Annotated in this window: 16 protein-coding genes and 1 pseudogene; 8 read left to right on the forward strand and 9 right to left on the reverse strand. The window is 66.8% G+C overall.

Annotation, left to right across the window (positions count from 1 at the left end; genetic code table 11):
* Window positions 1-14: 14 nt before the first annotated feature.
* Complete coding sequence (locus tag AWC25_RS10415) at window positions 15-794, reverse strand: pyrimidine reductase family protein (protein WP_085166743.1); 780 nt, start codon at window positions 792-794, stop codon at window positions 15-17.
* A 34-nt stretch (window positions 795-828) separates the two neighbouring features.
* Between AWC25_RS10415 and zapE the strand changes: the two genes are divergently transcribed.
* Entirely contained in the window at window positions 829-1,905 is a 1,077-nt protein-coding gene (gene zapE / locus AWC25_RS10420; protein ID WP_069401566.1) for a cell division protein ZapE, read from the forward strand.
* Here the strand turns inward: zapE and AWC25_RS10425 are convergent.
* Window positions 1,889-2,398 (reverse strand): annotated as a pseudogene (locus tag AWC25_RS10425) (GNAT family N-acetyltransferase); the annotation flags it as partial. The gene zapE and the pseudogene AWC25_RS10425 sit on opposite strands and share 17 nt — an antisense overlap.
* Window positions 2,386-2,913, reverse strand: coding sequence for a hypothetical protein (locus tag AWC25_RS10430; RefSeq protein ID WP_069401583.1), 528 nt, complete (start codon window positions 2,911-2,913; stop codon window positions 2,386-2,388). The pseudogene AWC25_RS10425 and the gene AWC25_RS10430, both read right to left, overlap by 13 nt.
* Window positions 2,914-3,032: 119 nt before the next feature.
* Here AWC25_RS10430 and AWC25_RS10435 point away from each other — a divergent pair, with 119 nt between their 5' ends.
* Window positions 3,033-3,359: a DUF732 domain-containing protein gene (locus AWC25_RS10435; RefSeq protein WP_069401567.1), complete on the forward strand. Its 327-nt coding sequence runs from the start codon at window positions 3,033-3,035 to the stop codon at window positions 3,357-3,359.
* A gap of 3 nt (window positions 3,360-3,362) precedes the next feature.
* On the opposite strand, the gene AWC25_RS10440 is transcribed toward AWC25_RS10435, so the two are convergent.
* Window positions 3,363-3,959: a hypothetical protein gene (locus AWC25_RS10440; RefSeq protein WP_085166744.1), complete on the reverse strand. Its 597-nt coding sequence runs from the start codon at window positions 3,957-3,959 to the stop codon at window positions 3,363-3,365.
* Window positions 3,960-4,040: 81 nt separating this feature from the next.
* On the opposite strand from AWC25_RS10440, the gene AWC25_RS10445 reads away from it, so the two are divergent.
* Window positions 4,041-4,415, forward strand: coding sequence for a DUF732 domain-containing protein (locus AWC25_RS10445; RefSeq protein ID WP_069401569.1), 375 nt, complete (start codon window positions 4,041-4,043; stop codon window positions 4,413-4,415).
* A 36-nt stretch (window positions 4,416-4,451) separates the two neighbouring features.
* Here AWC25_RS10445 and AWC25_RS10450 read toward each other — a convergent pair whose 3' ends face one another.
* Both AWC25_RS10450 and cmtR read right to left on the reverse strand, forming a co-directional pair.
* Entirely contained in the window at window positions 4,452-5,144 is a 693-nt protein-coding gene (locus AWC25_RS10450) for a cation efflux transmembrane domain-containing protein (RefSeq protein WP_084229450.1), read from the reverse strand.
* Entirely contained in the window at window positions 5,141-5,479 is a 339-nt protein-coding gene (gene cmtR / locus AWC25_RS10455; protein ID WP_069401570.1) for a Cd(II)/Pb(II)-sensing metalloregulatory transcriptional regulator CmtR, read from the reverse strand. The genes AWC25_RS10450 and cmtR overlap by 4 nt, the downstream gene beginning before the upstream one ends.
* Window positions 5,480-5,584: 105 nt before the next feature.
* Between cmtR and AWC25_RS10460 the strand changes: the two genes are divergently transcribed.
* The 4 genes from AWC25_RS10460 to AWC25_RS10475 all read left to right on the forward strand — a co-directional run bounded on the left by AWC25_RS10460 (window position 5,585) and on the right by AWC25_RS10475 (window position 7,761).
* Entirely contained in the window at window positions 5,585-6,268 is a 684-nt protein-coding gene (locus AWC25_RS10460; RefSeq protein ID WP_069401571.1) for a GAP family protein, read from the forward strand.
* Between the two features lie 136 nt (window positions 6,269-6,404).
* Window positions 6,405-6,737, forward strand: a complete 333-nt coding sequence (locus AWC25_RS10465; RefSeq protein ID WP_158089735.1) for a DUF732 domain-containing protein — start codon at window positions 6,405-6,407, stop codon at window positions 6,735-6,737.
* Between the two features lie 141 nt (window positions 6,738-6,878).
* Window positions 6,879-7,415, forward strand: coding sequence for a GtrA family protein (locus AWC25_RS10470; protein WP_084229451.1), 537 nt, complete (start codon window positions 6,879-6,881; stop codon window positions 7,413-7,415).
* Complete coding sequence (locus tag AWC25_RS10475; protein WP_069401573.1) at window positions 7,408-7,761, forward strand: VOC family protein; 354 nt, start codon at window positions 7,408-7,410, stop codon at window positions 7,759-7,761. Before AWC25_RS10470 ends, AWC25_RS10475 begins: the two co-directional genes overlap by 8 nt.
* Window positions 7,762-7,769: 8 nt before the next feature.
* Here AWC25_RS10475 and phoU (AWC25_RS10480) read toward each other — a convergent pair whose 3' ends face one another.
* The 3 genes from phoU (AWC25_RS10480) to phoU (AWC25_RS10490) form a co-directional block, all read right to left on the reverse strand.
* Complete coding sequence (phoU, locus tag AWC25_RS10480) at window positions 7,770-8,447, reverse strand: phosphate signaling complex protein PhoU (protein WP_069401574.1); 678 nt, start codon at window positions 8,445-8,447, stop codon at window positions 7,770-7,772.
* 4 nt (window positions 8,448-8,451) lie between these two features.
* Window positions 8,452-8,724: a DUF3349 domain-containing protein gene (locus AWC25_RS10485; protein ID WP_276049241.1), complete on the reverse strand. Its 273-nt coding sequence runs from the start codon at window positions 8,722-8,724 to the stop codon at window positions 8,452-8,454.
* A gap of 833 nt (window positions 8,725-9,557) precedes the next feature.
* The gene (gene phoU, locus AWC25_RS10490; RefSeq protein ID WP_069401585.1) at window positions 9,558-10,202 is read right to left on the reverse strand and encodes a phosphate signaling complex protein PhoU; all 645 of its coding nucleotides are present in this window, start codon (window positions 10,200-10,202) and stop codon (window positions 9,558-9,560) included.
* A gap of 162 nt (window positions 10,203-10,364) precedes the next feature.
* Between phoU (AWC25_RS10490) and AWC25_RS10495 the strand changes: the two genes are divergently transcribed.
* Window positions 10,365-10,655, forward strand: coding sequence for a DUF3349 domain-containing protein (locus AWC25_RS10495; RefSeq protein WP_142278783.1), 291 nt, complete (start codon window positions 10,365-10,367; stop codon window positions 10,653-10,655).
* Window positions 10,656-11,321: the final 666 nt, after the last annotated feature.

The following is an 11,321-nucleotide window of genomic DNA, read 5'->3' on the forward strand; positions in this document are numbered from 1 at the left end:
TTGGCCCGGCAGGGCTAAGCCCGCACGTAGCGCGTGTACAGGTAGCCTGCCGCGTCGGTCAGGATGTGGCTGCAGCTCATCGGCGTCAGCGCGTGACCGGGACCCGTCGCGATGCGGCGGGCCTGCCCGCCGACGACGTACGGCGCGATCGTCAGGCACAACTCGTCGAGCATGCCGCGCTGCATCAGCGAGCCCAGCAGCATCGGCCCGCCCTCGGTCAGCACCCGGCGCATGCCGCGGGCACGCAGCGCGGCCAGCATGGCGGCCTCATCGACCTCGCCGGGATCTGCGCCGGAACAGTCGATGACCACGGCCAGGTCGCCGAGCAGTCGGCGGGTCTCCGCGGCCGCCGCCGTGCAGGTGAGCACTAGGGGCGCCACCTCGGTCCGGGTGAACACGCCCATATCGCGGTCCAACCGGCCGGATCTGCTGACGATCGCCAATTGCGGCACCTCGCTTTGCCCGCAGGCCTGCCGGCGCTGGCGTTCGGCGACGCCGGCGTGCGCACCGGAATATCCCTCCACCCGCACGGTTCCCGCGCCGACGACGATGACGTCGGCGAGTTCGCGCAGCAGGAAAAAGATCAGGCGGTCACCGGGTCCGGCCATCGGGCCGCTCTTGCCGTCGGCGGTGGCCCCGCCGTCGATGCTGGTGATGAAATTCGCCCGCACCCACGTGTCGACGCCATCCGGATAGGCGTAGAGCTGGGGGAGTTCGCCGTCGCCGACTGCGCGGCCCGAGTCGAGCAGGGTCAGTGCGGTTTCGGCGGCTCTGCCGGTGCCGGAGTCGGCCATGAGGACGATTGCAGCACGCCGCTAGGATTTTCGCATGCACGGGTCCACCTCGACAGGCGACGGCACGCGTGTACAGCGCCTGGTGGATCGGCACCCGAGCGTGTCGCCGGACCGGCTCATCTCCCAATTGCGGCCGCCCCCAACGTTTTCCGATGTGAGCTTCGCCACCTACCGCCCCGACCCGGCCGAGCCGACCCAGGCCGCCGCGTTGCGGGCCTGTCAGGACTTCTGCCGCACGGCCGAACAGCGGCGGGCCGGGCGGCGAAAACTGTTCGGGCGCCGGGAGGTGTTGCCCGGCGTGGGCATCTACCTCGACGGCGGGTTCGGCGTGGGCAAGACGCATCTGCTGGCCTCGGCCTACTACCAGCTGCCCGGGTCGGGGCCGGGCGAGCCCGAACACCCGAAGGCGTTCGCCACGTTCGGCGAGTTGACCCAACTGGCCGGGGTGTTCGGGTTCACCGAATGCATCGAGCTGCTGGCCGATTACACGGCGGTGTGCATCGACGAGTTCGAACTCGACGACCCGGGCAATACCACGCTCGTCTCGCGGATGCTGTCGTCGTTGGTCGAGCGTGGTGTGTCGGTGGCGGCCACCTCCAACACCCTGCCCGAGCAGCTCGGCGAGGGCCGCTTCGCGGCGCAGGATTTCCTGCGCGAAATCAACGCGCTGGCAAGCATTTTCACCACGGTGCGGATCGAGGGTCCCGACTACCGGCATCGCGGTCTGCCGCCGGCGCCGCCGCCGCCGTCGGACGACGAGGTCGCCGCCCGGGCCGCCGGCACCGACGGCGCGACGCTGGACGACTTCGACGCGCTGTGCGCGCATCTGGCGACCATGCATCCGTCGCGCTACCTGACCCTGATCGAGGGTGTGACGGCGGTGTTTTTGACCGGCGTGCACGGCATCGACGATCAGAACGTGGCGCTGCGGCTGGTAGCGCTAACCGACCGGCTTTACGATGCCGGCATCCCGGTGCTGGCCTCGGGGGCGAAGTTGGACACCATTTTCAGCGCGGAGATGCTGGCGGGCGGCTACCGGAAGAAGTATCTGCGGGCGACGTCGCGCCTCTTGGCGCTGACCGCGGCGGCTGATCGAGTTCCCGAACCATGACGTAGTCGTTTTCGACTTGGGCGCCGACCTGAAATGTTCTGGTGCCGTTGATCCGGAATCCGCATTTAGCGTAAAAGCGTTGTGCGCGTTGGTTTTCCTGGTTCACGCCGAGCCAGACACGGCCCGCGCCCCAGCTGCGGGCGACGTCGAGGGCCCGCTGCATCAGCGCCGAGGCGACTCCGCGGCCGTGCTGGTCGGGCAGCACGTAGATCTTGGACAGCTCGGCGCGGGTAGCGTCGCTGTCGCGAATGAGCATGGCGTAACCGACGATTCGGCCGGACTGGGTCGCGGTGATGACCGCCCGGTCGGGGTCGGCGAGGTACTGCGCGAAGCGGTCCGGCGAGAGGTTGGCCTCGATGAACGACGCGATGTTCTCCGCGGCCGCCGTCGGCGGACACGCCAGCGGAAACGTCAGGGCGGCGACTCGGGCCAGTTCGGGAGCCTGACCGCCCGCCGCCGTGGCGAGCTGGACGTCTGGTGTCAGAGATTCCACTGCGCCAGGTGATGGCCCGTCTTGCGGTCCAACAGCACCACGTTGGAGACCGGGTCGCGGTAGGCGTCCCAGTACACCCCGCCGCGCACGATCGCCCCGTTCGGGGCGTTGACGAGCACGTTGTCCAAATCGTCGGGGGCGTCGGTGGCGCGCGGCTTGTAGGCGTCGGCGTAGGGAGTCACCCCGGTGAAGCTGAACGCGGTCGCCATGATGAACGGGTTGGGCACCCGGACCGCGCGCACGGTGACGTCGGCGCGGTTCGGGGTGCTGCCGGGGAAGCTCTTGATCGGAACGCCGCTGCGGGTGTAGCCGAAGCCGGGCGGCGGGTCGCACGGGGCCACGCTGCTGACGGTGACGTCGGCGACGTAGCTGCCGGTGTCGACCCGCAGGGTGTCGCCGATGTGTCCGATCGGTGCGTCCCCGGCCCACGCGCGCGGGACGGCCACCTCGGTGACGGCCAGGCTGGCGGCGGCGGCGATCAGGATGGTGCACGAGACGATCAGCCAGCGGCGCATCTTCGAATAATCGCACACTGCCGGACGGAAACGGCAGGGGTCAACTTCCCTGGCCGCCGGTGACCGACCGGTGGAAAAGAGATGCGGATCAGCGGCGGGTCTGCAACGATCAGTGGGCTATGAGACGCCCCTTGTTGCTGGTCGCCGCCGTCGCGCTGGTCGGTACGGCCGCACCCGCGCACGCCGACGGGATGGACGACCAGTTCCTGGCCGCGCTGCAGGCGACCGGCGTCACCTACCCGGATCCGGCCCGAGCGATCGCGGCGGGCAAATGGGTCTGCCAAGCGGTCGGCCAAGGCACGCAGATGGTGGATGTGGTCAGGACCGTCCAAGACCGCAATCCGGGACTTCGCGAAGAAAACGCCGCCAAGTTCGCCGCGATCGCGGCCACCGCGTATTGCCCGGGCGCTTTGCCGCACACCAGCGTGGCCAACGGACCCCAATAGCCGCTACCGCGAAGTGCGGCCGCGACCGCGTCCGGGTGCTCGACCCAACTGCAGCGGGCCCATCCCCGGGATGCCGCGCGGGGGAATCGTCGGGCTGCGTCGTTTCCGCCAGTGGCCGGCTCCCGAGACGCGCCAGTCGGCCGCCCACCGCCACTCGTAGACCTCCGACGTGCCGAGGTTCGAGGCGAGTGCCGCCATGCGCAGGTTGGCGTTTTCGGCGGCGATCCAGGAAGCGACGATCCAGATGTTGTCGAGCTCATCTTCCGGGACCTCGAATCCCCACAATATTTCTTCGTCCTCGCAGCCCATCGACGACCGCAGCGCGGGTTTGGGCGTGGACACCTCGAACGGGTGGCCGTCGGATTCCAGATCGAGTCCCACCTCGTAGCGCACCTCCGGACCGACCATCCGCAGGCTCACCTGCAGTCGTGCCACATTCTTGCGTCGCGGGGTGAGGCGATCGACGACCAGCACCACGCCCTTGGCGCCCGAGCGCCTGCGGTGTGCCCGCAGGCGATTCCAGGTGGCTATCAGCCCGACCACCGCGAGGATGCCGACAAAAACGTCCAGGACAATCAAGATGGCAGCCACATCGTCCAAGCCAACACCATTTGAACTTCTGCCGCTCGGGGGGACTCGGTGGGTGCAGGGGCGGGCAAACTCTGGGAGAATCCGGGAGTTATGAGAGGCCTGATGACGCTGCTGGCCGTCGCCAGCACGGTTGCCTTGGCGATTCCGGCGCACGCCGACCCCAGCACCAGCCCCAGCCCCGCGCCCGATCCGGCCGCCGACGCCTTGTTCCTCAACGAACTCAAAGACGCCGGGCTGACCTATCAGGATCCGGCCGCGGCGATCGCGGCCGCCAAGACGGTGTGCGAACTCGTCGATACGGGTCACTCGGACCAGGAGATCGTCAACAACCTCCAGCTGCGCAACCCGGGGTTCACCGGGAACGGCGCGGCCAAGTTCACCGCCATCGCGGCCGGCTCGTACTGCCCCAAGTATCTGACCGGCGAGGGGCGCGGACCCAAACCCGAAGGCGCCGCCGGCGACTGAGGACCGCCACGGCCCGACGACGTCGAGCGGCTCGGGTCAGCAGCAGTGTTCGCCGCGCCAAGCGGTGCGGCCCTCCTTGACGGCCACGGCGGCGATCACCAGCGCCACCACCGGGTCGGCCCACGACCAACCGAACAGCGCGTTCAGCAGCAACCCCACCAGCAGCACACCGGACAGGTAGGTGCACAGCAGCGTCTGATTGGAGTCGGCGACGGCGCTGGCCGAACCCAGCTCGCGGCCGGCGCGCCGCTGGGCCAACGACAGCAGCGGCATGACGGCCAACGACACGGCCGCCAAAACGATTCCGGCGGTGGAGGATTGGGCCTCCTGCCCGCCGGTCAGGGACCGAATCGACTCGACGGTGACGTAGCCGGCCAGAGCGAAGAACGACGCCGCGATGATCCGCAAGGCGGTACGCTCGCGCGCTTCGGGGTCGCTGCCAAAGAACTGCCACAACACCGACGCGGCCGACGACACCTCGATCAGGGAGTCCAGTCCGAACCCGATCAACGCCGCCGACGATGCCACCGTGCCGGCCGAGATCGCGACGGCCGCCTCGACGATGTTGTAGGCGATCGTCGCCGAGACCAGCAGCCGCACGCGCCGCGATAACACCGCACGGCGTTGCGGCGCAACGGTATTCGCATTTGAGGCGGCGCAGCAGCAATCGTGGGTCTGCGCGGACAGCGCCAGTGGGTCGCTGCGGCGTGTGGCGTCCTGGTCGTTCATCGCCCGGTGATCGCCCCGGTCTGGTCGATGCAGGGTGCGTCGGTGTCGACGGCGAGCACGACCTGCACCAGTTCCCTAAGTGCGCGGGCGAGGTGGATGTCGGCCAACGCGTACCGAACCTGCCGTCCCTGGTAGGTGGCCACCACCAAGCCGCAGCCGCGCAGGCACGACAAATGATTGGACACGTTTGAGCGGGTCAGCTTCAGGTGCGCGGCCAATTCGCCCGGATATTGCACGCCGTCGAGCAGCGCCACCAGGATGCGGCAGCGGGTGGGATCGGCCAGGGCGCGTCCCAAGCGGGCCAGCGCACCCTCCCGCGCCTCACAGGTCAGCATGCAAAGAACAATACAGCCGCCACTGTACTGACGGAAGGCGGTCTGCCCCCGGTCGCGGCGCGTGCGGGCGGTCGTGAGCTTGATGCAGTAACTTCGGGTGCGATCATGGAAGCTCTATTGCTGGCGCTCGCCGGTCTGGCCTTCCTCGACTCGCTGAATGTCCTCAACGTTGGTGTGGTCTCAGCTGTCGTCTACGCCAGCCGACTCGACCGCCGTTCGCCGGTTCCCGGCGGCGCCAGCTTCATCGCCGGCCTGTTCCTGGTCACCACGACGTTCGGTGTCTGCACCGTCCTCGGGCTGAGCGTCCTGACGGAGTGGGTCGACTTCAAAATCACTCCGGCGCTTCGGTTTTGGTGTCAGTTGTTACTCGGTGTGGCGCTGATGGGGCTGGCCTACTTTCCGTTGACCGCGCAAACCTCGGCCCCCGGCTGGGCGCTGGCGGCGATGCGCCAGCGGCCGTGGTTGTTGGGCGTCCTTGGTGTCGCGGTGGGCACCGGCCAGGCCCCGACGTCGATTCCCTACCTGACCGGGCTGGCCACGCTGGCCGCGGTGCACCCACGACCGACGGCGTGGCCGGTGCTGATCTACGCCTACTGGACGCTGGCGCTCACGCCGTCGGCGCTGATCCTGTTTCTGGCGACTCGAAAGAACAAACGCGCGGTACGCATCCAACGCGCGATCGTGCGCGGCCTGAATCGTTACGCGCCCATATCGGTGCGCATCATGTTCCTGGTGGTCGGGGTCGGACTGGTGGCCGATGCCCTGCTATTCCGCAGCGTGTTGTGGTGACGCTGGCTTGGGCGAGCCATCGTTGCCGTCCAAGCTTCGTGGCGTGCTCGACGGTGTTGCTGCATCCCGTCATCGGGGACGAACCGTTTGCCCGCCGTTCACGTAAAAGTTCGGCAGCGATCCTATGCTCTGGACCATGAAAGCAGCACTAGCAGCGCCACTCATCGCCCTTCCCGCACTGCTGTGTTCGGTACCGGCAGTCGCCAATGCCGACCCGGCGAATACGCCCGACTACATTGCGTACCTCGACCGGAACAACATCAAGTACAGCAGCCACGAATCGATCGTCCACGTGGGCACCAACCTGTGCAATCAGCTGCGCAACAACATGCTCCCGCCCGATCAAGCCCTGATGCGGATTCAGAACATGGGCTACAGCAGCCAGCAGACGAAGATGATCGCCTTCGCCGCGGTCGAGGCGTTCTGCCCGGACATGGACATCGACGCCCAGCAGGCAGCCAAGTCGTAACCGGCCCCATACCGGTTACCTTTTTGGTGACCGTGATGTTATGTGCAGCCGGGTTTGCTGAGCGCGTTTCGACGCCCTCGGGGCGCGCGGAATTGGCCGTCTGATCACGTGGCGGATACCCCGTCATCGCACGGTAGCCGCATGCCGGCGGAATCGCGGAGCAGTGCGTCGCGGGCGGTGGACGGATTTCACAGGTGCTGTGCGGCGGTCGCCGCTCGGCTTCCGTTCGGTCTGGCCGCGCTGGTCGCGCCGACCTTCCTGGGTTTTTGCGTGATCAACGGCTTCACCTTCGGACTCGACCTGGCCTTGCTGACGACGTTGCGCGGCGGATTCGGAGTCCCGGTGCCGATCGCCGTCACCGTCGCCTACGCGTGCGCGTTCGCGCTCAGCTACGTGCTCAACCGCACGTTCAACTTTCGTTCACATGCGGCCGTCGGCCCGCAGGTCGCGGTGTACCTCGTCGTGGTCGTGGTGAACTACCTGGCTTTCATCCTCGGCACGACCAGCCTGCTGGCGGCCGCCGGTGTGCAGTATCAGGTGGCGCGGCTGGTGGCGGGCCTGTGTGAAGCGGTGTACATGTACACCGCGATGCGGTGGCTGGTGTTTCGCCGACAGCAGGCACCAGCGGTGCCTAGTGTGGAAGCACTCAGCGCAGCGCAGGAGGCACCCATTGAGTGAGCATGAAGTCAAGATGATCATCTTGTCGACCGACAACCTGGACGAGTCGATCAAGTTCTACAGCGAGACCTTGGGCATGCCAGTGAAATTCCGCGACGGCACCCACTTCGCCGCCCTGGACGGCGGCCCGGTTACCCTCGCGCTGGCCACGGACGTGGACCATCCCATTCCCGGCCAGGTCGTCGTCGGCATCAAGACCGCCGACGTCGACGCAGCCGCGAAGGCGGTGGAGGCCAGCGGCGGCGGCATCGTGAAGGGGCCGTACGACGACGCGCACGAACGCCGCGCGGTGGTCTACGACAACAAAGGCAACGGCGTGGTTTTCTACAAACCGTTGGCGCGCTGAACGATCCATCACGCGCTCCGGTTGCGCTCCACGCGACGGACGGCGACGGCCGGAGAACCGGTGGCCTGGAAGATGACTCGCTGACCCACCGTCACGGCGTGGTCGGCGAACCGCTCGTAATACCGGCTCAGCAAGGTGACGTCGACCGCGGTGCTGACGGTGTGCGACCACTGCCGATCCATCACGATGGCGAACACCAGTCGGTGTAGCTCGTCCATCGCGTCGTCGTCGTAGGCGAGCTTGGCCGCGTGGTCTGCGTTGCCCGAAAGCACCACTTCCGTGGCGCTGCGGCTGAGATCGACTGCGATGCGCCCCATTTCGGCGAAATGGGGTTTGATGTCGTCGGGGATCGCGGCGCAGGGGTGCCGGAGCCGGACCGTATCGGCGACGTGCAGCGCCAAGGCCGCCATCCGGTAGACGTCGGCGACGTTTTTCAGGCTGCCCAGCACCGCGCGCAGGTCGCTGGCGACGGGAGCCTGCAGCAGCAACAGGTTGTAGGCGGCCGTCTCGGCCTGGCTGGACCGAGTCAGGAAGTCGCGGTGGGCGCTGATGACGGTTTCGGCCAGCACGATGTCGGCGCTGAGCAGGGCTTCGGTGGCCCGGGCCATAGCGGTGCCAGCGCGCTCGCACATGTCGGCGATGCTGTGGCTCAGGGCGTCGAGCTGGTGATGGAACGCGGTGCGCATGGATCTAGAGGCTCGGTTCCGGGGCCGGCCAGCCGATGGCCTCGAGGCGACGCTGTACCCGATCGACGTCCTCGGCCGACGGCGATTCGTCGGTGATGCGGGTGATGATCGCGCCGATGTCGGCTTCGTCGATGTCCAGCTGGCCCCGGTCGACCAGCTGCGCGGCCACCGCGGCCACCTCGTCGTCGGTCAAGCGGCGGCGAAGCACGGCCAGCAGAGCGAAACAGTCGGTCGGGGGGACTCCTTGCGGGTAGCCGGCCCGCACGAACTCCACCATCTTCGTCACGAGATCGGCGATGCTCACTCTCATACCCATAGCACCGCGAATGCCACCGTCGGACCGGGATAAACATGAACGCTTACCCACAAGTTGGTTGCCGGTCAGCAAGCTTGGCGGCGGTTCTGACCTGCGGTGATGCGGGCTGTGCAGGGGTCGGTACCGGGTGTTGGGCAGAACTGGCGAAAACGACACGCAAAGTGCGGGTGAAAGCTAGCATCATTCAATGGCCGACGAGGCGGCCACCGGGCGGATCCCCGGTGGCCGCTTCACTTATTTGTGGGCCGACCCGGGCCGTTGAGTTCGCTTGTCTCCCAGCGTTACTGGGGCGGGTCGTAGACTGTGCCCGGCGTTCCTGGCGGTGGCGGATTGGGCATCACCCAGTTGCACGGAACCCAGGTGCGATACGCGATCCAGGCGCACTGCTGTTCCTTTGTCAGGCCCGGGATGCCCGCGGGGACCGGCGCGGGGCCCGGCGGTGGGGGCGGAACTTCGGGGTCTGCATGGGCCGGCCAGGCCGAAAGCCCGATGACCGTTGCCGTGGCCAGCGCCGTGAGAAAACGTCGAATGTGATTCATCGCGAACCCGACTCTCTAGACGATGCGGGGATCGTAACGCCGACGGCAACGGCACGGTAGTCCCTCATGTTGACGGCTCACCGGGCCCCGCGCCGCGGCGTGCCACTCATCCATTGCGGATGCCAAGTTGGTGGCCGGTGCGGCCCAGCCCGGGAGTCTGTGGAGGTGCCAAACCCACCCTCGCGACAACTGCCCGTCGGCGATTGGCTACGGCACCGTCGTCCGGCACGACGCCCGACCGCAAATGCGGGACGGTCAGGCGGCGGGGGTGCCGGTGGCCTGGAAGATGACGCGGCGACCGATTTGCACCGCATGGTCGGCGAAGCGCTCGTAGTACCGGCCCAGCAGCGTCACGTCGACAGCGGCGGCCACGCCGTGTCGCCACTCAGGATCCATTACTACCGAGAACAGCCTGCGGTGCAGGTCGTCCATGGCGTCGTCCTTGTCGGCAAGGGTGGCGGCGCGGTCCGGGTCTGAGGACAGCACAATGTCTCGGATCTCGCCGCCGGTGCGGACCGCGATGCGGCCCATCTCGGCGAAGTAGCCGGTGACGTCATCGGGGATCGCGTGCGCGGGATGTCGCCGGCGGGCGATCTGGGCGACGTGCAGCGCCAGGGCGCCCATGCGGTCGGCGTCGGCGACGTTCTGCAAGTTGGCGAACACCGCGCGCAGTTCGGTGGCGACCGGCGCCTGCAGGGCCAGCAGGTTGAAGGCGTCGGTCTCGGCCTGGCCGACCGCAGCGAGGAAACTCTCGTGCTGACTGATGACGGCCTCGGCTACACCGATGTCGGCTTCGAGAAGGGCCTGGGTGGCCCGCTGCATCGCGGCGCCCGAGAGGCCACACAAGTCGCCGATGCCGCGCTTCAATGCATCGAGCTGGTGATGGTAGGCAGTCCGCATCATTCAACGGTAGTCCGGCTGACCGCCCGTGGCGATGATTCGACACCATGGACATGGTTGCCGTTTGAGTTGTTAAGTTGGTGGTCTACCTGTACCTCTACCTCTACCTTTCGTCAGGCCTTTCGCTGGGCCTACAACTGCATTGGGGACGTCATGGCGAGTCTGGGCGATCTAGTTGCCAGAATCGTTGCGTTCATCCGTGCCGGCTACCCCCAGGGCGTGCCCGCGACCGATTACGTGCCGCTGCTAGCCTTGCTGCGGCGCAGGCTGACCGACGACGAGGTGACCGAGGTCGCCGTCCAGTTGGCCTCGAGCGGCGAGCTGAAGGTCGACACGGCCGATATCGGCGCGGCCATCATCCGATTCACCGACGAGTTGCCCTCGCCCGCCGACCTTGACCGCGTGCAACGCCGCCTGGAGGCGATCGGCTGGCCCGGCGATTCGGGGGATTAGGTTCGTCGCTCGGGCAGTGCCAGGGCTGAACTGCCATCATCCCGGAGGCGTGTCAGACGGAACCAACTAATCACACTCGGATCTGCTTGGAATAACACTGCTGGGGAGGGATACCGCCGCAGCGAAATGAACCACCGAGACAAACCTATCTGGCGCATGCAGACCAATTGCGCGTCGGTATCCCAGCTTGAAAGATGCCCCAATCGCAGCGCATCGTAGATGACCACATCACCCGATACGTCCAATGGTCATCAAACGGAATCGACTGGTACACATACCAATCCGAGCCACGAGGCACTTTTCTCACCGCGACGAGAATCGATGTGGGGTGCAGTAACGGCAATGAACTGCGCTATTTCGCGTTAGAAGTTGGCATGGGGTCAGCTAGTCATTTTCGTCAAAAATCGTACGAAGTTCCTCGTCGTAGGACTGCCGTCCATCGGGCGTAGATAAATCATGCTTCATGGTCAGCTCGGCAATTCGATCAAAAGATTGAGGATTGAGGGTAAGTCCGCCCGTGTGGTGGGGTTTCGGAACCCATGGCGGCGGACGATGCCGGACCTACTGCGGGGTGTGTCGCTGAGGGTGCTGGGGTGGGCCATCGCGTAGTGGTCAGTGAGTTACCGACCAAAGTGACTCACGATAGGACACACGACGCGATGACCC

It is taken from the genome of Mycobacterium sherrisii (genome assembly GCF_002102355.1).
In the GTDB taxonomy this organism is placed as follows: Bacteria; Actinomycetota; Actinomycetes; order Mycobacteriales; family Mycobacteriaceae; genus Mycobacterium; species Mycobacterium sherrisii.